The sequence below is a fragment of the Alphaproteobacteria bacterium genome, assembly GCA_017308135.1.
Classification (GTDB): Bacteria; Pseudomonadota; Alphaproteobacteria; order CACIAM-22H2; family CACIAM-22H2; genus Tagaea.
In genome coordinates, this window is sequence record JAFKFM010000010.1 from 287,637 (window position 1) to 311,104 (window position 23,468).

The window sequence follows — 23,468 nt, forward strand, 5'->3', positions numbered from 1 at the left end:
CGCCGCCATGCGAAACCCCGCCGCCAAGCCGGAAACGGACGAAGGCCCCGTCGTCGCGGTGCGCGATCTGCGCGCTTGGTATCGTCTGCGTCTGTTCGGCGTCGACCGGGAAGTGAAGGCCGTCGACGGCATCACCTTCGAAGTCCGCAAGGACGAGATTTACGGCCTCGCCGGCGAATCGAGCTCGGGCAAGTCGACGCTGGTGAAGACCATCGCGGGTGCCATGCGCCCGCCGCTGGAAATCGTCGGCGGCGATATCCAGTTCAGCTTCATGGACGGCACGATGGGCTTGAATCGCGCTCCGGCCGATCTGGTCGAGCGCGTTCGCTGGCGGCATCTCTCCTACGTCATGCAAGGCTCGATGAGCGTGCTGAACCCCGTGCGGCGCATCGGCACGTCGTTCTTCGATTTCGCCTTCCGCCATATGGGCCTGGACAAAGCCGGGTTCGAAGCGGCGGTCGTCGCGCATCTGGCGCGCGTCAATCTACCCGCCTCGGTGCTGAAAGCCTATCCGCACGAATTGTCGGGCGGCATGCGCCAGCGCGTGACGATCGCGCTCGCCACGATCTGCCGGCCGCAATTCATCATCGCCGACGAGCCGACGACCGCACTCGACGTCGTGGTGCAGAAGGACGTGCTGGCGATGTTCCGCTCGATCCAGCGGGAAATGGCGTCGTCGGTGCTGTTCGTGACGCACGATATGGGCGTGCACGCGCATCTGACCGATCGCCTGGGCATCATGTATGCCGGACGATTGGTGGAGGAGGCGCGCACTCCGGACGTGTTCGCACGGCCGCGCCATCCCTATACGCGCCATTTGATTCACTCGTTGCCGCGCATCGGCGACGACCGGCCGCGCAGCGGCTTGGAAGGAACGCCGCCCAGCCTCGCCAATCCGCCCTCGGGCTGCCGGTTCCATCCGCGCTGCGTTTTCGCGACGGAACGCTGCCGCGTGGAAGTTCCGCCGATGGAGCAGGTGGCACCCGATCATCGCGTCGCCTGCTTCGAGAAAGACCGCGTGGAGGCCACGCCATGACCGACGCGTTGCTCGAACTCGATTCCGTCTCCAAGACCTTCACGCGCGGCGGACTATTCTCCCGCACGCAGGTCGAGGCAGTGATCGACGTCAGCTTCCGGCTGGAAACGGCGAAGCCGGAGATTTTCTCGATCATCGGCGAATCCGGCTCGGGCAAGTCCACGCTGGCGCGGATCATCCTGGCACTGCAAACGCCGACGCGCGGGACCGCGCGTTTCAAAGGACGCGATCTTGCCGGATTGCGCAATGGCGCGGATCGCCACGCGTTTATGGCGTCGGTCCAGCCCGTGTTTCAAAATCCGTTCGAGGCGTTCAATCCGTTGAAACGGCTCGACCGCTATCTCTACGCGACGTGTCAGCGCTTCGCCGGCGCCAAGGACGAGGCGGCGATGCAGGCGGGGGCGGACAAGGCGTTGCGCCAAGTCGGTCTATCGCTTGCCGAAATCAAAGGCCGTTATCCGCACGAATTGTCGGGCGGGCAGTTGCAGCGCGTGGCGATCGCCCGCGCTTTGGCGTCCGGCCCGTCGCTGCTGATCGCGGATGAGCCCGTGTCGATGGTCGATGCGTCGCTACGCGCGTCGATCGTCAATCTGTTCCGCAAGCTGCGCGACGAGCTGGGCCTGTCGATCATCTATATCACGCACGATCTGGCGACCGCGTATTCGATTTCCGACCGCATCATCATCATGCAGAAGGGCAAGGTGGTGGAAAGCGGCGATGCGCGGACCATTCTCGCCGATCCCCAGCATCCCTATTCCAAAACGTTGAAGGAATCCGTGCTCGAACCGCTCGCCCCCGGCGAGCGTCCTTTGTTCGCGCGGTAGAGACATCGAAACAACATCAAGCAAGTCAGGGAAACGCCATGAGAAAAGCATCCGTTCTACTCGACCGCGACTTTACGATCGGTCGCACCGATCCCCGCCTGTTCGGCGCGTTCATCGAACATCTGGGTCGTTGCGTCTATGGCGGCATCTACGAGCCCGGCCACAAGACCGCGGACAAGAACGGTTTTCGCGGCGACGTGCTGGCGCTGGTGCGCGAATTGGCGCCGACGATCATGCGCTATCCCGGCGGCAATTTCGTCTCGGGCTATAATTGGGAAGACGGCGTGGGGCCGGTGAAGGATCGCCCGGCGCGCCTCGACCTCGCTTGGTTCTCGACCGAGCCCAACACCTTCGGCACCAACGAATTCGTCGATTGGTGCAAGGCCGCGAATATCGAGCCGATGCTGGCGGTCAATCTGGGCACGCGCGGCGGCGACGCGGCGCGCAATCTGGTCGAATACTGCAACCATCCCGGCGGCACGTATTATTCGGACCTGCGCAAGAAGCACGGCTGGGAAAAGCCGCACGACATCAAGTTCTGGTGCCTGGGCAACGAAATGGACGGGCCCTGGCAGATGGAAACCAAGACCGCCCGCCAATATGGCGCGGTCGCGCGCGAAGCGGCGAAGATGATGCGCTGGATCGATCCGTCGCTGGAACTGGCGGCGTGCGGCTCGTCCGGCCGTACGATGCCGACCTACGGCCAGTGGGAAGACGAGGTGCTGGACGAGACGTTCGAGCATGTCGAATTCATCTCGCTGCACACCTATCTCAACAACTACAACGGCGACACGGCGGCCTTGCTCGCCAGCCCCGATCTGATGGACAGCTTCATCGACGAGGTCGTGGCGATCGCGGACGCGGTGTCGGCCAAGCGCCGGTCGTCCAAGCGCATCATGCTGTCCTTCGACGAGTGGAACGTCTGGTATCGCACGCGCCGTCCGCGCGCCAACCGGATCAAGCCCGGCTGGCCGGTGGCGCCGGAGATTCTGGAGGAAATCTACGACATGGCCGACGCGCTAGCGTTCGGCGGTGCGTGCATTTCCTTGTTGAACCACGCGGACCGCGTGAAGGCCGCATGTTTGGCGCAGCTCGTCAATGTGATCGCGCCGATCATGACCGAAACGGGCGGTCCCGCCTGGCGTCAGACGATCTTCCATCCCTTCGCCCAGATGAGCCGCTATGGCCGCGGCGACGTGCTGCGCACGCGGATCGAAAGCGACATCTACGACGCGTCGTATTACGACCCGCGCGGCGATCAGGACCTCTATTATCCCGTCAAGGCGCCGTATCTGAAGCTGTCGGCGGTGGCGGGCGAGGACGGCAAGTCGCTGACGCTGTTCGCGCTCAACCGCGACCTGAAGGGCGAAATGCAGGTCAAGGTCGATATGCGCGGCTTCGGCGGAATGAAGGTCGCGGTCGCCGAGGAGTTGCGGCATGATAGCCTCACGGCGGTCAACGACAAGAATGCTCCCGACCGCGTGTCGCCCAAGCGCCTCGAAGGCGTGACGGTGGCGGACGGAGCTGTAACGATGACGCTGAAACCGGCCTCGTGGAATGTCATCCGACTCGAGTCGTCGAAATAAGGGAGAGACATCCGGCGGGGCGGGTCACACCGCCTTCGCCGGGTCCGACCCGCGCCGCGGCCCCGCCGATATCGCGGCGGGCGCCGGCGCGGATGGGGAAGCGACTCATAGCTTCCTCGCCGTCGATCCCGCGCGTCAGTTCGCGGTCGTGCGCGGACTTGCCTCGCCGATCCGCGTGCGCATTCTTCAGCTATTGCGCCGTACCGGTCCGTTGAACGTTAACCAGATCGCCGAGGCGCTCGAGCTGCCGCAATCGACCGTCGCGACCAACGTGCAGATTTTGACCGATGCCGAGCTCATCGAAACCTCGCTCGGCAAAGCCAGCAAAGGGCAGCAGAAGATCTGCTGGGCCCGATTCGACGAGATCGTCATTCAATTGGCGCCCGAACGGCCGAGCCGCGACAGCAACGTGGTCGAGGTCGAGATGCCGCTCGGCCTCTACACGAGTTGCGAGGTCTCGGCGCCCTGCGGCATTTGCTCGACCGAGCGCATCATGGGCGTGCTCGACGTGCCCGACCTGTTTCTCGATCCCGCGCGCGTGCAGGCGGCGTTGATCTGGTTCGGGCGCGGCTATGTCGAGTACAAGTTCCCGAACAACGCGAAGCTGATGAACCGCACGGTCGAGGCTTTGGAGTTCGAGCTCGAGCTGTCGTCCGAAGTGCCGGGCACCAACAAGAATTGGCCGTCGGATATTTCGCTATGGGTCAACCATGTCCATGTCGGCGTGTGGACGGCACCGGGCGATTACGGCGACCGGCGCGGGCGCTTCACGCCGCGCTGGTGGAAGCTGGAAGGCTCGCAATACGGCGATCTCACGCAATGGCGGATCAGCCGCGACGGCACGTTCGTCAACGGCAAACGCATCTCGAGCATCGGTTTGTCGAAGCTCGATCTGCCGAACCATCACTCGATCCGCCTGCGCGTCGGCATCCAGGAAAAAGCCAAGCGTCCCGGCGGCGTGAATATTTTCGGCAAAGGCTTCGGCAATCACGGCCGCGATATCGTGATGCGATTGAAACTCGCGCCGCGTTGATCCTTCGGCGCCGCTGGCACGGCGCTTGCTGTCACCCTCCATCGCCGATGGGAGGGTGCCGTGACGTCCGTTCGTAAAACATTGATCGCCGATGCGCTGCTGGTTCGGTCGAGCGGCAAGATCTATCGCTGGGCACGCGGCGATCTGTTGATCGACGGCGACCGGATTGCGGCGATCGAGGCGCCGGGGGCGATTCCGCACGACCGGGCCGACGCCGTGGTCGATGGCGCGCGGCTACTGGTGATGCCGGGGCTGATCAACGGCCATATGCATTCTTGGGATCATTATCTCAAAGGCTGCCTGGAGAACCTGACGACCGAGGTCGCGATGTCGCTGATCCGCCCGCGCAAGGCGGTGGCGTTGACGCCGCGCCAGATGTATCTGCGCACGGTCGTCGGCGCGCTCGAATCCTTGCGCACGGGTGCGACGACGATCGTCGACGATTTGTCGCTGGGGCAGTTGTTCTCGCGCGAACATATCGACGCGGCGTTCCAGGCCTACGAAGATACGGGCACGCGCGCTTTCGTCGGCTTCTCGATGATCGACCGCGCGGTGGTCGATTCCTATCCCTTCGGCGAGGCGGAATTCCCGCCGGCATTGCTCGGCGAACTTCGCGGGCTGAAGCGGCCGACCGCCGACCAGCTTCTGGGGCTCGTACGCGATCTCGCGGCCAAGGGCAAACATCCCAAATCGGCGCGCGTCGCGACACTCGTGTCGCCGTCGGCGCCGCATCGCTGCACCGACGGATTTCTGGTCGCGAGCCGCAAGCTCGCCGACGAGCTCGATCTGCCGGTGATGACGCATTGCCAGGAAACGCGCATGCAACTCATCACGGCCGAGGAATTCTACGGCCGATCGCTGGTGGCGCATCTCGACCATTTGGGATTCTTGAAGGAAAACACGTCTCTGATCCATGCGACGTGGCTGTCCAAGCGCGATATCGAGATCATCGCGCGGTCGGGCGCATCGGTTCAGTACAACCCGTGGAGCAACGCGATCATGGGGTCGGGGGTGGCGCCGCTGCGCGCGTTGCTCGACGCGGGTATCAACGTCTCGATGGGCTCGGACGGCTGCGGACTGCTCTACGGCGTCAACATGCTCAACACGCTGGGCACCGGGGCGGTGATCCCCAAAATCGCCTCGCCGGACAGCGACAGCTGGCCGACGGCGGAGGATATCTATCGCGCGGGCTGCGAGGGCGGGGCGAAGGCGTTCGGCCTTGCGGATCGGCTCGGCAGGATCGAGCCCGGCTTCAAGGCCGATCTTGTCTGCTACGATCTCGACGCGACGACGTTGACGCCGCTCAACCATCCCGTCCGCCAGATCGTCTATGGCGAGCGTGGGGCGGCGATCCGCGAGGTGTTTGTCGATGGCCGCCACGTGTTGCGTGAAGGCCGCAATACGATGGTGGACGAGACGGCGCTGCTGCGCGAGATGCAGGCGGCGCATGCCGAGCTTGGCGATACGCTGGTGTCCTCGCAGGAAGACGCGGCGCCGTTCCACGACGCGTTGATGCGCGTCTATCTGCGCGCCTTGTCGTGCCCGATCGCCAGCGACCACTATGCGGCGTTGATGACCGGCAACAATATCGCCGGCCAATCGCCCAACGCGTGAACGCGATGCGTCAGGCCGTCAGCTTGCGATAACCGTCGATCACGGCGTCGCGATCGGCGGCGCTTAGCGCATCGAACGGCGGCAGCAGCTTCGCGATCGCGTCGTCGCCCAGAATATGCGCGGTCAGCGCCTTGACGCCGGGCACGAGCGGCTTGCCGTCGAACAATTTGCGGATCTCGACGGCGGTTTTATGCGCCGTCTCGTCGCCGTCGCGGAATGCGCGGCCGCAATAGGGCGCGTTGGTGTTGGCGGTCGCCGAGATGCAACCGGCGAAATCGCCCTTGCGCGCGTCGAGCAGGCAGGCTTCGTTCGACGGGAACACGTCGAGCGATTTCGACAGCGCCACGACCGAACGCGCATAGGGCATGTCGCCGGACGAATCCTTCAACCCGGCGATCCGCGCGCCGAAGGTCTTGATCAGCTTTTCGATCAGCGCCAGCGTGTAGGGCACGCCCGATTGCGCGGGGAAGTGATAGAGGTAGAGCGGAACGTCGCTCGCCTTCGTCGCGTCGGCGATGCGGTCGAAATAGCGCACGATGCCGCTTTCCGGCACGCCTTTGTAATAGAAGGGCGGCAGCAGCAGGGCGCCCGCGAAGCCAAGCTCGCCCGCCAGAAGCGACAACGCAGCAGCATCCTCGACGGCGGCGGCCCCCGTGCCGACCATCATGCGCGAGACAGGCAACGGCGAGGCCGCGATCTTGCGCATCAGGTCGGTGCGCTGGCGCAAGGAGAACGACGTCGCTTCGCCGGTCGTGCCGAGCACGTTCAAGCCGTCGCAACCATTGTCGAGAAGATGTTTGGCGACGCGCGCGAAACGGTCGAAATCGGGCTCGCCATGGGCATCGATCGGCGTGACGATCGCGGCGATCACGCCGCGCAGCTTCTTGGACAAAGTCATCTCCCTCGACGGATGGGTCATTCGACCGATTCGTCGATAATGTTCCGTCGCGGAGCGCCGAACAAGGCTGAATACAAAATTCGCCAACCGCTTCACGTTTGCACTTGCGCTCCAAACAGCAAAAAGCCCGCCCTTGGCGAACCAAGCGGCGGGCTTTCGCGTTCGAGCGGGTATCGACCTGCGTTAGCGCTTCTTGCCCCCGATCGGGTTGAGCTTGCGCCACGCCTGATATTCGTCGTTCGCGTCGGGGTGCAGCGGGTAGTAACGCTGCAACGATTCGCCCTGCGTCAACTTTATGCGGGAGAATTCCTCCCACTCGGCGTGCTTCTTCGCCTCTTCGATCACCGCTTTGGCCATCGACACGGGCACGATCACCACGCCGTCGTCGTCCGCGACCACGATATCGCCGGGGATCACGGTGACACCGCCGCAGGCGATCGGCACGTTGACTTCCATCGGGAAGATCGTCGTCTGCACGTGATAATTCGGCGTCCAGCCGCGCAGCCACAAGGCGAGATCGAGCTTCTTCACGTTGGGCCAATCGCGCATGCATCCGTCGATGACGATGCCGGCCCCGCCGCGCCCCTTGAAATAGGTCGACATCATGTCGCCGAACACGCCCGAGCTCATATCGCCGCGCGCGTCCACGACCACCACATCGCCTTCCTGCACGTGATAGAGCACGTGGCGGTGCAGCTGCGTTTCGGGATCGGCGTATTCGCCTTCGCTGAACAGATCGGGCCGCTGCGGCATGAATTTCAGGGTCAGCGCCGGCCCGACGATCGATTTGCCGGCGTTCTGCGAAACCGGGCCCACCATATGCGGGTTCTTATAACCCATATGGCCGAGCGTGCCGGCGACCGTCGCCGCCCCGATATTCCTGAGCCCGTCGATCAGTTCCTTGGGCGGGCGGACGATGTCTGCACTACGCGTCATTTTGACCTCGGAAGTTGGAGCTACCAGTTCGTGACGGAGCCGTCGCGTCGCGTGAGATGCGGTGCTTCCCAGAAGCGCAGGCTTTGCGCGGCGATCGCCGCCTCGTTGACCTCGACGCCAAGCCCCGGCAGATCGCTGACCGGATAATCGGCGCGGTCGAGCCGCGGCTGCACGGGGAAGTATTCCGCGCTGTCGAAGCCCTTGGCTTCGGGCACGCGCGTTTCGAGCCAGGCAAAATTCGGGATCGCCGCCGCCAGATGCACGGTCGCGGCCGTGCAGATGGGGCCGAGCGGGTTGTGCGGCATTAGGTCGACGTAGTGGGCTTCGCTCCAGCCGGCGACCTTCATCGCCTCCGTAATCCCGCCGACATTGCAGACGTCGAGCCGGTTGAACTGATGAATGCCGCGCTCGATATAGGGCAGGAACTGCCATTTGCTGGCGAATTCCTCGCCGATCGCGAACGGCACCTGCGTCAGCGTGCGCAGCGACTCATAGGCTTCGGGCGTTTCGTCGCGGATCGGCTCCTCGAGGAAGTCGAGCGTGTCGCGCCCGAGCTTGGCGCAGAAGCTCGCCGCCTCGGCGACAGATAGGCGGTGGTGATAGTCGATCCCGAGCACGAGATCGCCGCCCAACGTTTCGCGCGCCTTATTGAGCATCTTCGCCGTCGGGCCGATCGACTCGCGCGGCTCGAAAATGTCGCGGCTTTTCTGCCCGACAGGGAAGAAGCGGATCGCCTGCCAGCCTTGGGCCGCCAATTGGCGCGCGCGTTCGATCGCGACATCGCCTTCCGCCTCGTCGCCGGTCGAGGCGAAGGTCGGCACGCGGTCGCGCTGCTTGCCGCCAAGCAACTCGTAGACCGGTACGCCCAGCACCTTGCCCTTGATGTCGTGCAGCGCGATGTCGATCGCGGAGATCGCCGCCTGCAGCACCCGACCGCCCTCGAAATACTGGCTGCGATAGGTTTCCTGCCAGATCCGGCCGATCTGCATCGGGTTCTGGCCGATCAGGAATTCCCGGTAATGCTCGATGGCGCCGGCCACGGCCTTTTCGCGGCCGCTCAAGCCGCTTTCGCCCCAGCCGAACACGCCTTGGTCGGTCTCGACCTTGACCAGCATCTGGTTCCGGATGCCGACCCACACGGGATAGGGCTTGATCGCCGTGATCTTCAACTTCGCGGTCATACTAGAAATTCCTACGTCAATCCGCCTTGAGCGCCATTTGCGTGGCGCCGTCGAACAGGTGCATGCGCTCCTGATCGAATTCCAGCCAGATCGGCTGATCGGCTTCGACGGCGACATCCGGCGCCACGCTGATATTGACGATCGCGCCGGACAGCATGGCTTGAACGAAGGTCACGTCGCCGGTCGGTTCGACCGTATAGGCCTTGGCCGGCACCGCGCCGGGGACCGCGACGGTAGAAAGCTTGATCGCCGAATGGCGCGCGCCGAGCACGACTTTGCCGGACGTCGCGCGCTGTACCTTGCGCGCGTTCTTGGGCGACAGCGCGACCGTCCAGCCTTCGGCGCCGGTCAACACGGCGTTGCCGTCGCGCGTCGACGCCTCCAGCGGGATCAAGCTCATCGCCGGGCTGCCGATGAAGCTCGCGACGAACATATTCACCGGGTTGGCGAACACTTTGGCGGGCGCGTCGTATTGCTGGAGGAAGCCGCCGCTCATCACCGCCAGCTTGTCCGCCATCGTCACGGCTTCGAGCTGGTCGTGCGTCACGTAGATGATCGTCGCCTTCAGATCCTGGTGGAAACGCTTGATTTCGGAGCGCATCTGCACGCGCAGCTTGGCGTCGAGATTGGACAGCGGCTCGTCCATCAGGAACACGGCCGGATCGCGCACCAGCGCGCGGCCCAGCGCCACGCGCTGCTGCTGGCCGCCGGACAATTCGCGCGGCTTGCGCTCCAGCAGATGCGTCATGTCGAGCATCTGCGCCGCTTGCTTGACCTTGCGGTCGATCTCCTCGCGCCCCAATTTGCGCATTTGCAGCGGGAAGGCGAGGTTGGCGTAGACGGTCTTTTGCGGATACAGCGCGTAATTCTGGAAGACCATCGCGATATCGCGATTCTTCGGATCGATATCGTTGACGACGCGATCGCCGATGACGATGTCGCCGGAGGTGAGCGACGTCAAACCCGCGACGAGATTGAGCGTCGTCGTCTTGCCGCAACCCGAGGGGCCGACAAGGGCGACGAACTCGCCGTCGTTGATCGTCAGGGACACGTCGTTGACCGCCGTATAGGCGCCATACGTCTTGACGAGGTTCTTCAGAACTACATGGGCCATACGGCGAACTTTCTAGTGTTTGACCGCGCCCTCGGTGAGGGCGCGGACGAAGTAGCGTTGGAGCATGAGGAAGAGGACGACGACCGGCACGCTCATCATGAAACTCGCCGCCATCAGGCCAGGGAAGTCGGACGAGCTTTCGGAGAAGAAGCGCTGAATGCCGATCGGCAGAGTCAGGCGGTCGTTCCGGTTGATGAACGTGTAGGCGAAGATGTACTCGTTCCACGCCCCGATGAAGGAATAGATCGCCGTCGCGATGATGCCCGGCACCGACAGCGGCATGACGATCAGCAGGAACGCCTGGAAGCGCGAGGCGCCGTCGATACGCGCGGCTTGTTCGAGCTGGTAGGGAATGTTGTCGTAGAACCCTTTCAGCAGCCAGATCGCGAGCGGCAGGCCGAACGTCAGATAGGTCAAGATCAGCGACCCGTGCGTGTTCATCAGCCCGAGCAGGCGCATCAGGATGAACAACGGCACCAGGAACACGACCGCCGGGAACATGTTGCGCAGCAGGACCGAGAAGAACAGGAATTTACGGCCCGGAAAGTCGAAGCGCGAGAAGGCGTAGGCGGCCGGGACGGCGACGATGACCGACAGGATCGTCGACATGGTCGAGACGAAAAGACTGTTCCAGAAGAAGCGCAGGAAATCGGCACCCACGCTGTTCGTGGGGTCGAGCAGCTTGCGATAGCTCGCGAGCGTGGGTTCCTTCGGCCACCATTGCGGCGGGAATTGCAGCGCCGCGAAGCCCGATTTGAAGGATGTCAGCAACATCCAGACCATCGGCAGCAGCGTGAACAGCAGCATCACCGTCAGGAAGATGCGGCCGGCCCAGCGCCAGAGATCGATTCCGGCGCGGGAGCGGGGGGTTACGGCGTCGGTCATGATCCGCCGCCTTCCTTCTCGGCGCCGCCCAGGCCGCGCACGTAGAAATAGCCGAGCGACATGACGATCAGGAACAGGATGACCGAATAGGCGGCCGCAATGCCCCAGCGCTGCCGTCCGAATGCGATTTCGTAGATATGCGTGATCCAGATATGCGAGGCGTTGGACGGGCCGCCGCCGGTCATGATCCAGGTCACGATGAAGGAATTGAAGTTCGCGACGGCCAGCAGCAGGATCGTGGCGATCGACACGCCGCGCAGATGCGGGAAGGTCACGTGCCAGAAACTGTGCCAGGCGCCCGCGCCATCGACCTTCGCCGCGCGCAGCAGCTGGTCCGGCACGGTTTGCAGGCCCGCCGCCAGCATGATCATCGCGAAGGGAAATTCGCGCCACACATTGACCACGATCAGCGACGCCAGAACCGTGTTGACGTTGTCGATGAAGTTTGGCTGCCGGTCCATGATCCCGAGTTCGACCAGAATCGCGCCGATCACGCCGAAATTGGAATGGTAGATCCACTTCCAGATATACGAAGCGGCGACCGCGCTGATGACCCAAGGAATGATCAGGATGGCGCGCATCACGGCGCGGCCGGGGAAGGCTTGATGCAGGCACAGCGCGCAGCCCAATCCAAGGATATAGGCGCAGCCTGTCGAGACGATGGTCCAGATGAAGGTGTTCAGCGTTACCCGCCAGAACACCTCGCTTTCGAGAATGGTCTTGTAATTGTCGAAGCCGATGAAAATTTTGTCGCGCAGCTGCAAGCTGGGCGGCGTGCTGTAGAACGACAGATCGATGGTGTAGTAGACCGGATACGCGATGACGATCAGCATCACCACGATCGCGGGCAGCACATAGAGATAGTCGGCGCGATGAATCCAAGTCCGCCGAAGAACGCCGGGTTCGCGCGCCGCCGTTCGTGCCGGTGCTCCGCCCGCCGGTGCGTCGCTTGTACGTATCGACATGTTTGCCAAGCCAGTCCGTTCGCGTCGCCGGAAGACCGGCGGCTTTCGCCGCCGGTCCCGCGGGTGATGTCCGTTAGAGCTTGTTGCCGCGCATGACGTTTTGGATCTTCTTGGCGGCGTCCTCGGCGGCCTGATCCACCGTCATCGTGCCGGTCAGCGCGTTCTGCAGCATGTCGGGAACGATGATGTTCATGATCTCCGGCGTTTCCGGGATCGTCGGGAACGGGATGCCGTAAGGCAGCATCGATGTCGTCACGTCGAGGAACTTGATGTTCTCCAGACGCTCCTTCATCCACTTGGTCTTAAAGCCGTTGAGATTGCCGGGGTTCGACCCGGCATAAGCCATCTTCAGCGACCATTCGGGGCTCGTCCAGAAGCAGACGAGCGCCTTCGCGGCCGGCTGATCGACCTTGCCGCCGTCGACGTATTCGGGCTTCAGGATGTGCATGTTCGACCCGCCGAACACGACGGCGCGCTTGCCGTCCGGCCCCTTCGGGATCAGGCCGTAGCGCATGTTGTCGATGACCGCCTGCGCCGTCTGGGCGTCGCTGCCGGTCGCCTTCTTGCGCAGATCGTGCATCACGTCGTAGTCGGACGGATGCGAGATCATCATCGCAAGCTGGCCGGCCAGGAACAGCGGCTGGTTGTCGGCTTGCTGGTTGGTCAACGCCGAGACCGGCACCGACTTGTCGCGCACGAACATATCGTACGAGGCCTGCAAGGCGCGCTTGCTCGCCGCCGTATTGATCTGAATCTGCGAATAGTTCGGGTTCGCGGCGGATTCGTCGAACACGCCGCCGCCATAGGCCCAAAGCTGCGGCATAAATCGATAGGGCGTGTTGCCGGCGTTTTTGCGGGCGACCAGGCCATAGCCGGCCGCGCCGGTCTTCTCCTTGATCTCCTTCGAATAACGGACGACGTCGTCCCAGGTTTCCGGCGGCTTGTCCGGGTCGAGCCCGGCGCGCTTGAAGAGATCGGCATTCCAAATCAATGCCATCGTCTCGTTGTTGGTCGGGATGCCGTAGGTCTTGCCCTTCCACATGTTCGACTTCATGGCGCCGGGCCAGAAATCTTGGGTCTTGAGACCGATATCCTCGGGCTTCAGTTCCTGAAGATATCCCTTCGAGGCGAACTCGACGCCGCCCAGGATTTGCAGGCGCACGACCATCGGGCCGGCGGAGCCGAGCAGCGCCGTGCGGAATTTATCCAGCAGGTCGTTATAGGTCAGCGCCTGATCGACGAGCTGGATGTTCGGATAGGTCTTCCGGAACTCCGCGAAGAAGTCCCGATAGTACTGGCGCAGAAGATCCGGATCGCCTTCGAATGCGCCCTGATACCAGAACGTGACGCGCCCGCGATAATCGCGCGGCGTGACTTTGGCGCAATCGGCGGCCGTGTCGTAATCCTGGGTGCCGGCGATCGAGCGCACATACTCGGGCGACCATTTGCTGAGGTCGATGGGCGCTTGCGCCGATGCGGGGCCCCAAACGGCGAGTGCCGCCGCGATTGAAGCCATCGAAACGCCACGCCGAATGGCGCGGCCGAGGTGAACCTGCGACATGCTTCCGTTTCCTCCTGTTTCGCCACCGCCCACGAGACGTTGGCGTTGTTTGTTATCTTTCATGGCTTCGGAGCATCTGTATTCGTGCCCCGTTTGCGTCACGGTTGCAGAAGTCATATTGCGAGTCAATTTCGTATTAATGTATATCCAGAAAAAATGATATGCGCCCGTCGGATTTTGAGGGGTTTGAGGGGAAATGCCGCGCCATCGCACGGCAAATCTGTCGGGTGGCTTTGAAAAGATCGACGCATTCGCCGCGGCCGACTGGGCAGGGGAGATGTCTCGCTGGCCGTTTTTGATCCTCGAACAAGAGCGACAAAAAATGAAGATCACCAAAATCGAGCCATGGCTTATCAAGTCGGCGGCGTCCTACTGGGGCGAGTTTTTGTTCGTCGAAATCCGTACGGATGAAGGCGTCACAGGCTGGGGCGAGATCACCACGACGACGAAAATCGCGAACCGCGCGCTCACGGCGATGCTGCGGCGGATCAGCGACATGATGGTCGGCGAAGATCCCGCGCATATCGAACGCCTCTGGCACAAACTTTTCCGCAGCTTCACCTATATGGGCAGCCGCGGGGCGGCGGTCGAATGCGTCAGCGCGATCGATATCGCGCTATGGGACATTCGCGGCAAAGTTCTCGGCAAGCCGATCTACGAATTGCTGGGCGGCCCCGTGCGCGACGAGATCGCACTTTATACACATCCCGATCAGCGGAAATTCACCAGCAAGGAAAACGTGATTGCCGAGATCCGCGACATCGTGAAGTCGGGCCACACCGCGCTCAAATTCGATCCGTTCCCGCAACAGGGGCCGTATGTGGATGGCCGCGCGCGCGAGCAGCGTGAGGGCTATCTCGACGGCAGCATGACGCGCAAGGATCAGCGCAAAGCGGCCGAGCTGACCGCGTTGATCCGCGAAACCGCGGGGCCGGACGTCGAAATCCTGATCGACGCGCATGGCCGCTTCGACGTGCCCACGGCGATCCGCTTGTGCAATTCGCTGGAGGAAGCGGGGCAGATCGACTGGTTCGAGGAACCGTGTCCGCCCGAAAGCGTCGATGCGCTGATGCAAGTGCGCGAGAAGGTCAATGTGCCGATCTCGTGGGGCGAGCGCGGGCACACGAAATGGGATTTCGTGCCGATCCTGGAGAACCGTCTGGCCGACTACATCATGCCCGACGTCACGTGGACCGGCGGGATCAGCGAGCTCAAGAAAATCTCGACGCTGTGCGAGGCGTTCTACATTCCCGTGTCGCCGCACGACGCGGCAGGCCCGATCAATGTCGTCGCCGGCGCGCAAGTGATGATGACGGTGCCGAATTTCTACAAGCTCGAGACGTCGGAGTGGAATCTGTCGAAATACGATCCGCTCATCGACAAGCCGCTCGACAATTCGAACGGCAGCCTCAAACTGAACAAGACGCCGGGGCTCGGCATCGAAATGAATCGCGAATATCTGGCGGCGAACGTCGTCGAGTAAGCGGACGGAAAAGGCATCGAACATGAAGATCGTCGATTTGAAATGCGCCGTGATCGGCGGAAGCCCGATCGTGCGGATCGTCACCGACCAGGGCATCAGCGGCTTCGGCCAGGTCGAGAAGTACAAGCCTTACCTCAAGCCGTTCGTTTTGCAGTTTCGCGAGCCGTTGCTCGGCGCCGATCCGACGGATGTCGAGCGCACGATGCTGCGCATCCGCCAGCGCGGCGCGTTCAAACCCTATGGTGCGGCGATCAGCGCGATCGAAATGGCGCTGTGGGATGTCGCGGGGAAGGCGGCCGGCGTGCCCGTCTACAAGCTGTTGGGCGGAAAGGTGCGCGATCGCGTGCGCGTCTATAACGGCGCCTATCGCAAGCCGTTGGCGCGCCATCGACCCGAAGATTTCGCCGACGAAATGAAGCGCATGATGGCGCTGCCCGAAGGCTTCACGATCGTCAAACAGGGCATTTCGTTCCACAGCCCGATGAAGAACGAGCCGGGCTATTTCTACGGCGAGGTCGAGAAGAGCTCGCTGCATGGCTGGCTCGATCGCGGAATGCTGACCGAACGCGGTATGGCCTATACGCTCGATTGCGTTGCGGCGATGAAGGAAGCGCTGGGCGACAAGGTCGGGCTCGCGCTCGATTGCGGGCCCGGCTGGATGCTGCCCGACGCGATCCGCTTCGCCCGCGCGGTCGAGAAGCATCATTTGATGTGGCTCGAGGATATGCTGACCGGCGATTACGTGCCGTTCGTCAACGCCGACGTCTATCGCGACTTGACGCAATCGACATCGACGCCGATCCATACCGGCGAGCAAATCTATCTGCGCCAGAACTTCAAAGATTTGATCGAGCGGCAGGCCGTGCGCGTCGTCGGCCCGGATCCGTGCGACGTGGGCGGCATCGCCGAACTTAAATGGATCGCGGAATACGCCGATCTGCACGGCATTCTGATGGCGCCGCATGGCACGGGCAACGGTCTGCTGGGACTTGCGGCTCTCGTGCAAGTCGGCGCGACGCTGCCGCATAATTTCATCGCCTTCGAATGCCCGGTCGGCGATCCCGAATGGTGGTACGACATCGTGGACGGCTTGCCCAATCCGATCATCCGCAATGGCATGATCGAGGTGTGGGACCGGCCGGGCATGGGCGTCGAACTCGTGCCCGAGCGGGCGAAACGCTATTTGGCGGCGGAAGACAGCGCGTTCTTCGATTGAGCGCGGTCGATAAACGAATTCGGAGGACACGGTGAAGATCACGGATATCAAATGCGCGGTTATCGCGAACAGCCCGGTTATCCGCATCACGACGGATGAGGGGATCACGGGCTGGAGCCAGATCGAAACGCCCAAGCCTTATATGCAGCCGATCGTACTGCAGCTGAAATCCTGGCTGGTCGGCCAGGACCCCGTGAATGTCGAGCGGATCATGAAGCGCATCCGCGTGCGCGGCGGGTTCAAACCGTTCGGTGCCGCCGTCAGCGCCATCGAGATCGCGCTGTGGGATATCGCGGGGAAGGCCGCCAATTTGCCGATCTATCGCTTGCTCGGCGGCAAGGTGCGCGATCAGGTACGGACCTATCGCACGCTCTATCAGCACGAGGCGAAGGTCGGGCACACGCCCGACGATTATCGCAAATGGGCGGAATACGGGATGTCGCTCGAAGGCGGCTTCACGATGTTCAAGCTGCCGACGTCGTTCCATTCTTCGATGGTCGCCGACTTCCCCGATTTCCATTACGGCGCGGTCCAGCGCGATGCGCCGTTCCCTTATCCGCATAAGGGACTGCTGAGCGAGCAGGGCTTCGATCATCTCGTCGCTTGCGTGCGCGCGGCGAAGGAAACGCTGGGCAAGGGCATCGGCCTCGCCGTCGATGCCGGCCCCGGTTATCTCAAGCAGGATGCGCTGCGTTTCGCCAAGGCGGTCGAGGATCTGCATCTGCTGTGGATCGAGGATATGATCACCGGCGATTACGTTCCGTATGTGAACGCGGACGTCTATCGCGAGGTGACGCCGCACACGACCACGCCGATCCACACCGGCGAGCAAATCTATCTGCGCCAGAACTTCAAGACGCTGATCGACGGCCATGCGGTCGACGTGATCGGGCCGGACCCGTGCGATGTCGGCGGAATCGCCGAACTCAAATGGATCGCCGAATACGCCGACCTGTACGGCATCTCGATCGCGCCGCACGGCACGGCGAATGGCATTTTCGGCTTGGCGTCGCTGATCCAAGTTTGCGCGACGCTGCCGGACAATCTGATCGCGTTCGAGTATCCCGCGCGTTTCGAGCCGTTCTGGTACGACATCACTGAAGGCTTCGACCGGATGCCGGTCAAGAACGGCTTGATCGACGTCTATGACCGGCCCGGGCTCGGTGTGAACCTCATTCCCGCGAAGGCGAAGAAGTATCTGACGGAAGGGGATTCCGACTTCTTCGACTGAGGGCGCGATCAAGCCCTTACGCGTATACGCGAACGTGCCAGCGAAGCGCAGAAGCGCTATGTTGCCGAGAATCGGTATTGGCGGTGGCGGCGACGGCTTTGACCGGCCGCGACGGCCGCTTATGGCATGAGGAACGACGATGAAGCTCCATTCCGTGCTCGAATCGACCGCCGCCGCGATCGCTTCCCGTAGCGCCAAATCGCGCGCCGCCTATCTGGCGCGGCTTTCGCGCATGCGCGACGCCGGTACGGGGCGCGGGAAGATCGGTTGCGCCAATCTGGCGCATGGTGTGGCCGCGTGCCCGGCCGACGACAAGGCGGCGCTGGTCGCCGGCGATGCGCCCAACGTCGCGATCGTCACGGCCTATAACGATATGCTCTCGGCGCATCAGCCGTTCGAGACCTATCCGCAGGCGATAAAGAAGGCGGTGCGCGCGGCGGGCGGCGTGGCGCAGGTCGCGGGCGGCGTGCCCGCGATGTGCGACGGCGTTACCCAAGGCCGCAAGGGCATGGAGATGTCGCTGTTCAGCCGCGACACGATCGCCATGTCGACGGCGATCGCGTTGTCGCACGATATTTTCGACGCCGTGCTGTGCCTGGGCGTTTGCGACAAGATCGTGCCCGGCTTGGTGATGGGGGCGTTGTCCTACGGCCATCTGCCCGCGATCTTCGTGCCCGCCGGACCGATGACATCGGGCCTGGGCAATTCGGAAAAGAGCAAGATCCGTCAGCTCCACGCCGAAGGCAAAGTCGATCGCGCGGCGCTGCTGGCGGCGGAAAGTGCGGCCTATCACGGGCCGGGGACGTGCACGTTCTACGGCACGGCGAATTCCAATCAGTTGCTGATGGAGGCGATGGGCTTGCATATCGCGGGTGCGGCCTTCGCCAATCCGGACACGCCCTTGCGCGCGGCCTTTACCGACGCCGCGGCGCGTCGTGCGGTGGAACTGGCGCGTACCAAAGCCAAGGGTACCGGCGAAATGCTCGACGAGCGCACCTGGGTCAACGCGATCGTGGCGCTGCTGGCGACCGGCGGGTCGACCAACCACACGATCCATCTGATCGCGATGGCGCGTATGGCGGGGATCGAACTCAATTGGGACGATTTCGACGCGTTGTCGAGCGTCGTGCCGCTGCTGGCGCGCATCTATCCCAACGGCAACGCCGACGTGAACCATTTCGCGGCGGCGGGCGGTACGGCTTTCCTGATGCGCGAACTGATCGACGGCGGTTTGCTGTTCGCCGATGTGACGACGGCGATGGGCGAGGGGCTTGGCGCTTACGCGCGCGAACCCTGGCTCGATAACGGAAGCTTGGCGTGGCGCGAGCCGCCACGCGACAGCGCCGACCGCAACGTGCTGCGCGCGATCGGCGAACCGTTCGACGCGCAAGGCGGTATTCGCATTCTCGCCGGCAATCTCGGCCGCGCGGTGACGAAGATATCCGCCGTCGCGGCGGATCGCCGGCGTATCGAAGCGCCCGCGAAAGTGTTCGCCGATCAGGCGGAGCTGCTGGCGGCGTTCGGGGAGGGCGCGTTGACCGGCGATTTCGTCGCGGTCGTGCGCTTCCAAGGCCCGCGCGCCAACGGCATGCCGGAACTCCACAAGCTGATCCCGCCTTTGGGCGTGTTGCAGGATCGCGGGCAGCGCGTGGCGCTGGTAACCGATGGGCGCATGTCGGGCGCTTCGGGCAAGGTCCTCGCCGCGATCCATCTCTCGCCCGAAGGGGCGGCGGGCGGGCCGATCGCGCGTTTGCGCGATGGCGACATGATCCGCATCGACGCCGAAGCGGGCACGCTCGAGGTGTTGGCCGACATTTCGGCGCGCGAGCCGGCGATCCTCGACCCTGCGCGCGACGCCGATGGCTGGGGGCGGGAATTGTTCGCGTCGTTCCGCGCCGTCGCCGGCACATCCGAGGAAGGCGCCTCGGTCATCGCGGCGCAGCGCTAACGCCGCGATGACGTCGTTCGTTTAGCCGCCGCGCAGTTTGGGCAATTCGACGCCGGTCTCGGCGGCGAGTTTGGCCAGCGCGGGCATGATTTCCGGATGCAAGGCGACGCCGTCTTCGCGTTGACGTTTGCGCAAGGCGAGGGCGCGTTCGCCGGGAATGCGGACGGGCGGATTGCCCGGCGCCACCGGTGCCGTCCGGCATGAATCGACGAACCAGCCAAGCTCGCGCTTGAACGCGTCGCCGCCGCCGAACGCATTGGGATCGATGATCTGAAGGAAAACCGAAGCGCCCCAATTGGTCTCGCCGTCGGCGCGGCCATAGCCGGCGAGTGCGGAGGTCAGCGCTTCGACGATCAGGCCCAGCGCGAAACCTTTATGGCCGAGATCGAGCCCGCCGAGCGGCAGGATGGCCCCCGGCGGTTTGCCGAAAAGCACGGCGGGATCGTCGCTGCTTTCGCCATCGGGCCCGACCAGCCAAGGGCCGGGCAGGCGCGCGGCGGGATCGGTGCGGTGCATGCGGCCGGTCAGGCCGTTGGTCGTGGTCGAGGCGCTGATATCGATCAGTACCGGATCGCCGCCGGTCGGGAATCCCGCCGCGAAAGGATTGGGCGTATAGCGCGGGGCGACCGCGCCATGCGGGGCGACCGACGCGACCGACGGGTCGGAACAGGTCAGCAGCATCACCAGCCCGCGATCGGTCGCGCGCGTCAGATAAGCGGCGAGGCAGCCGATATGATGCGCACGGCGGATCGCCACGCTGACGACCGGATGCGTCGTGATCCGTGCGAAGGCGGTCTCCATCGCTTGCACGACCAGCCAAGGGCCGGGCAGGAAATGTCCATCCCACGTAAGGGCCGATCCGCGATCGGCGATAACCGTCGGCGCGCCCGTTACCTTCATCTTTCCGGATTTCGCGGCGGCCAGATAAGGAGCGAGCAATTGCAGTCCATGGGTCGTGTGTCCCATCAAATCGCCGTCGACGAGGATCTCCGCGACGGTCTTCGCCTTGTCGGCATCGAGCCCCGATTTGATTGCGACGCCGGCCGCGAACGCGATCAGTTCGTCGGCATTGTAGGTGCTGGTCATCGAGATACCGTCCTGATGTGGGATTGCGCACCGCAGATTGTGACCCGCTTTGGCGCAAGGCAAGCGCGTTCGCATCGTGCACGCAAAACGCTTTTGGTGTTAAGAAAGGGATATGACGAAGAACACGAAGCACGGCATCGCGGGCGGCCTCACCAATTACGGCGACCCGGAATTCGCGGCGTATCTGCGCCGATCCTTCGCGCGCTCGATGGGCTATTCCAGCGAAGCGCTGGCGCGCCCGATCGTGGGCATCGCCAACACCTATAGCGGCTTCAACAACTGCCATCGCCATTTTCCGGAATTGGTCGAGGCGACGAAGCGCGGCGTGCTGATGGCGGGCGGATTGCCGGTCGAGTTTCCGACCACGTCGCTGGGCGAGGTGTTCCTCAATCCGACCAGCCTCAAATTCCGCAATCTGATGGCGATGGACACGGAGGAGATGATCCGCGCCCAGCCGATCGATGCGGTCGTTTTGTTGGGCGGCTGCGACAAGACCGTGCCGGCACAGCTGATGGCGGCGCTGTCGGCGAACGTGCCGGCCGTGCAGGTCGTCGCGGGGCCGATGTCGACCGGCCGCCATAAAGGCGAGCGTCTGGGCGCTTGCACCGATTGCCGCCGCTTCTGGGCGCGTTATCGCGCGGGCGACGTCGATGCGGCGGAGATCGAGACCGTCGAAGGCCGCCTCGCCACCACGGCGGGGACTTGCGCCGTGATGGGGACGGCCTCGACGATGGCCTGCATTTCCGAAACGCTGGGCATGTCGCTGCCGAACTCGGCGGCGATCCCGGCGGTGCATGCCGATCGCCTGCGCAACGCGGAAGAAAGCGGCAAGCGCGCGGTCGAGTTGATCGGTACGAATACGCTGCGTCCGCGCGATATCGTGACCGAAAAATCGATCGAGAACGCCTGGCGCGTGCTGCTGGCGATCTCCGGCTCGACCAACGCGGTGATTCACCTCACGGCGATCGCGCGCCGCGCGGGCGTGAAGGTCGATCTCAACCGATTGAACCAACTCTCCGACGAAACGCCGGTGCTGGTGAACCTCAAACCCGTCGGCGACAATTATATGGAGGATTTCCACGCGGGCGGCGGCGTGCCGGCCGTGCTGAAGGAGATCCGCGACCTGCTGCATCTCGACGTGCCGACCGTGTCGGGTAAGTCGCTGCGCGAGTTGATCGATGCACCCCTGGCCGATCAGGTGAACCGCACGATCGTGCGTCCGCGCGCCGAGCCGGTCGATCCCGATGGCGGCTTGGTCGCGGTGTTCGGCTCGCTCGCCCCGCGTGGTGCCATCGTGAAGCGCGCGGCGGCCGACAAGAAGCTGCTGGAGCATGAGGGGCGGGCGGTCGTGTTCTCGTCGCTCGAAGACCTCTCGAAGCGCATTGACGATCCCGATCTCGACGTCACCGCCGACGATATTCTGGTGTTGCAGAATGCGGGGCCGCGCAGTGCGGCCGCGATGCCGGAGGCGGGGTATCTGCCGATCCCGCGCAAGCTCGCCAAAGCGGGGGTCAAAGACATGGTGCGCATCTCCGATGCGCGTATGTCGGGCACGGCCTATGGCGCCATCGTGCTGCATGTGGCGCCGGAGGCCGCCGTGGGCGGACCGCTGGCGCTGGTCAAGAACGGCGACCGGATCAAGCTCAGCGTCGCTCAGCGCAAACTCGATCTATTGGTCGACGAAGCCGAGCTCGAAAAGCGGCGCAAGGCGCTGCCCGCACCGGCGAAAATCGAACGGCGCGGCTACGACAAGCTTTACGACGCGCATGTCCTCCAGGCCGACGAAGGCGTGGATTTCGACATCTTTTAGCCTCCGACGGCCCCGGTCGAAACCCGGGGCCGGACGTGCTATGGGACTCCGACGCTAAGGCGCGATTCCGGAAGAGAGAGACGATGACGACAGCCAAAAAATCCAAGCTCGATCAGCTGCGCGAAATGTCGACCGTGGTCGCCGATACCGGCGATATCGACGCGGTGCGCCGCCTGAAGCCGGTCGATTGCACGACCAATCCGTCGTTGATCCTAAAGGCGGTCGAGAATCCGGCGGCGTCGGCGATCGTCGATGCGGCGATCGCGTGGGGCAAGAAATCGTCCTTGCCGCGCGATGCGGCGATCCATGCCGTGTGCGACCGCCTCGCCGTCGATTTCGGCGCCGAGCTCGCCAAGATCGTGCCGGGCCGCGTGTCGACCGAGGTCGATGCGGATTTATCGTTCGATGCGAAGGCGTCGGTCGAAAAGGCGCGCGAAGTGATTGCGGGCTATCAGGCGCGCGGGATCGGCCGCGAGCGCATCCTGATCAAGCTCGCCGCGACCTGGGAAGGGGTGCGCGCCGCCGAAGTGCTTCAGCGCGAAGGCATCGACTGCAATCTGACGCTCGTCTTCAGCCTCGCCCAGGCGATCGTTTGCGCCGAAGCGGGCGCGTTCCTGATCTCGCCCTTCGTCGGGCGCATCCTCGATTGGCACGTCAAGGCGGGCAAGGGCCCGTTCGACGCGGAAACCGATCCCGGCGTCGTCTCGGTGCGGAACATCTACGCCTATTACAAGGCGCGCGGCTTCGCGACCGTCGTGATGGGCGCTTCGTTCCGCAACACGGGCGAGATCGAAGCTTTGGCCGGCTGCGATCGTCTGACGATCAGCCCCGCGCTGCTCGACCAATTGGCCGCGCAGGAAGGCGATCTGCCACGCAAGCTGACCGCCCCCGCCATGCCGACGGAAGCCGCCGCGCCGAAAATGAGCGAGGCGGAATTCCGCCGTCGCCTCAACGACGACGCGATGGCGACCGAGAAACTGTCGGAAGGCATTCGCCTGTTCTCGGCCGATCTCGCCAAATTGCGCGCCATCGTCGCCGCGCGGTTGTAAACGCGCCTCGGC

The 23,468-nt window shown here is 63.6% G+C and carries 19 protein-coding genes; 11 read left to right on the forward strand and 8 right to left on the reverse strand.

The features are described from left to right. Positions 1 to 7: 7 nt before the first annotated feature. The 5 genes from J0H39_18250 to J0H39_18270 are packed head-to-tail and all read left to right on the forward strand — an operon-like array spanning position 8 to position 6,093. Positions 8 to 1,036 (forward strand): ABC transporter ATP-binding protein, encoded by a 1,029-nt coding sequence (locus J0H39_18250; protein MBN9498698.1) that lies wholly within the window; start codon positions 8 to 10, stop codon positions 1,034 to 1,036. Beyond that, complete coding sequence (locus J0H39_18255) at positions 1,033 to 1,860, forward strand: ABC transporter ATP-binding protein (protein MBN9498699.1); 828 nt, start codon at positions 1,033 to 1,035, stop codon at positions 1,858 to 1,860. The genes J0H39_18250 and J0H39_18255 overlap by 4 nt, the downstream gene beginning before the upstream one ends. 38 nt (positions 1,861 to 1,898) lie before the next feature. Beyond that, positions 1,899 to 3,446 carry an alpha-N-arabinofuranosidase gene (locus J0H39_18260; protein ID MBN9498700.1) on the forward strand — a complete coding sequence of 516 codons (1,548 nt, stop codon included), beginning with the start codon at positions 1,899 to 1,901 and terminating at the stop codon, positions 3,444 to 3,446. Further along, positions 3,418 to 4,479 carry a helix-turn-helix domain-containing protein gene (locus J0H39_18265; protein ID MBN9498701.1) on the forward strand — a complete coding sequence of 354 codons (1,062 nt, stop codon included), beginning with the start codon at positions 3,418 to 3,420 and terminating at the stop codon, positions 4,477 to 4,479. The genes J0H39_18260 and J0H39_18265 overlap by 29 nt, the downstream gene beginning before the upstream one ends. 60 nt (positions 4,480 to 4,539) lie before the next feature. Next, entirely contained in the window at positions 4,540 to 6,093 is a 1,554-nt protein-coding gene (locus J0H39_18270) for an amidohydrolase family protein (protein ID MBN9498702.1), read from the forward strand. A gap of 10 nt (positions 6,094 to 6,103) precedes the next feature. Here J0H39_18270 and J0H39_18275 read toward each other — a convergent pair whose 3' ends face one another. The 7 genes from J0H39_18275 to J0H39_18305 form a co-directional block, all read right to left on the reverse strand. Next, positions 6,104 to 6,991, reverse strand: coding sequence for a dihydrodipicolinate synthase family protein (locus tag J0H39_18275; GenBank protein ID MBN9498703.1), 888 nt, complete (start codon positions 6,989 to 6,991; stop codon positions 6,104 to 6,106). A 183-nt stretch (positions 6,992 to 7,174) separates the two neighbouring features. Continuing rightward, the gene (locus tag J0H39_18280; protein MBN9498704.1) at positions 7,175 to 7,927 is read right to left on the reverse strand and encodes a ribonuclease activity regulator RraA; all 753 of its coding nucleotides are present in this window, start codon (positions 7,925 to 7,927) and stop codon (positions 7,175 to 7,177) included. A gap of 20 nt (positions 7,928 to 7,947) precedes the next feature. Then, entirely contained in the window at positions 7,948 to 9,108 is a 1,161-nt protein-coding gene (locus tag J0H39_18285; protein ID MBN9498705.1) for a mandelate racemase/muconate lactonizing enzyme family protein, read from the reverse strand. Positions 9,109 to 9,124: 16 nt separating this feature from the next. After that, positions 9,125 to 10,222 (reverse strand): ABC transporter ATP-binding protein, encoded by a 1,098-nt coding sequence (locus J0H39_18290; protein MBN9498706.1) that lies wholly within the window; start codon positions 10,220 to 10,222, stop codon positions 9,125 to 9,127. Between the two features lie 12 nt (positions 10,223 to 10,234). Then, a complete protein-coding gene (locus J0H39_18295; protein ID MBN9498707.1) occupies positions 10,235 to 11,107 on the reverse strand; it encodes a carbohydrate ABC transporter permease in 873 nt (290 codons plus the stop codon). Beyond that, positions 11,104 to 12,072: a sugar ABC transporter permease gene (locus J0H39_18300; protein MBN9498708.1), complete on the reverse strand. Its 969-nt coding sequence runs from the start codon at positions 12,070 to 12,072 to the stop codon at positions 11,104 to 11,106. Before J0H39_18300 ends, J0H39_18295 begins: the two co-directional genes overlap by 4 nt. A gap of 73 nt (positions 12,073 to 12,145) precedes the next feature. Beyond that, positions 12,146 to 13,633, reverse strand: coding sequence for a sugar ABC transporter substrate-binding protein (locus J0H39_18305; GenBank protein MBN9498709.1), 1,488 nt, complete (start codon positions 13,631 to 13,633; stop codon positions 12,146 to 12,148). Positions 13,634 to 13,955: 322 nt separating this feature from the next. Here J0H39_18305 and J0H39_18310 point away from each other — a divergent pair, with 322 nt between their 5' ends. The 4 genes from J0H39_18310 (at position 13,956) to J0H39_18325 (ending at position 19,511) form a co-directional block, all read left to right on the forward strand. Continuing rightward, on the forward strand, positions 13,956 to 15,116 hold the full coding sequence (locus J0H39_18310) for a mandelate racemase/muconate lactonizing enzyme family protein (GenBank protein ID MBN9498710.1): 1,161 nt from the start codon (positions 13,956 to 13,958) through the stop codon (positions 15,114 to 15,116). A 22-nt stretch (positions 15,117 to 15,138) separates the two neighbouring features. Further along, entirely contained in the window at positions 15,139 to 16,332 is a 1,194-nt protein-coding gene (locus J0H39_18315; GenBank protein MBN9498711.1) for a mandelate racemase/muconate lactonizing enzyme family protein, read from the forward strand. Between the two features lie 31 nt (positions 16,333 to 16,363). Beyond that, positions 16,364 to 17,563: a mandelate racemase/muconate lactonizing enzyme family protein gene (locus J0H39_18320; GenBank protein MBN9498712.1), complete on the forward strand. Its 1,200-nt coding sequence runs from the start codon at positions 16,364 to 16,366 to the stop codon at positions 17,561 to 17,563. A 139-nt stretch (positions 17,564 to 17,702) separates the two neighbouring features. Continuing rightward, the gene (locus tag J0H39_18325) at positions 17,703 to 19,511 is read left to right on the forward strand and encodes a phosphogluconate dehydratase (protein ID MBN9498713.1); all 1,809 of its coding nucleotides are present in this window, start codon (positions 17,703 to 17,705) and stop codon (positions 19,509 to 19,511) included. Positions 19,512 to 19,532: 21 nt separating this feature from the next. On the opposite strand, the gene J0H39_18330 is transcribed toward J0H39_18325, so the two are convergent. Further along, positions 19,533 to 20,597 carry an Ldh family oxidoreductase gene (locus tag J0H39_18330; protein MBN9498714.1) on the reverse strand — a complete coding sequence of 355 codons (1,065 nt, stop codon included), beginning with the start codon at positions 20,595 to 20,597 and terminating at the stop codon, positions 19,533 to 19,535. A gap of 112 nt (positions 20,598 to 20,709) precedes the next feature. Here J0H39_18330 and J0H39_18335 point away from each other — a divergent pair, with 112 nt between their 5' ends. Together J0H39_18335 and tal are read left to right on the forward strand one after the other, a co-directional pair. Then, a complete protein-coding gene (locus J0H39_18335) occupies positions 20,710 to 22,407 on the forward strand; it encodes a dihydroxy-acid dehydratase (GenBank protein MBN9498715.1) in 1,698 nt (565 codons plus the stop codon). Between the two features lie 83 nt (positions 22,408 to 22,490). Then, complete coding sequence (gene tal, locus J0H39_18340) at positions 22,491 to 23,456, forward strand: transaldolase (protein MBN9498716.1); 966 nt, start codon at positions 22,491 to 22,493, stop codon at positions 23,454 to 23,456. The last annotated feature ends 12 nt before the right edge of the window (positions 23,457 to 23,468 follow it).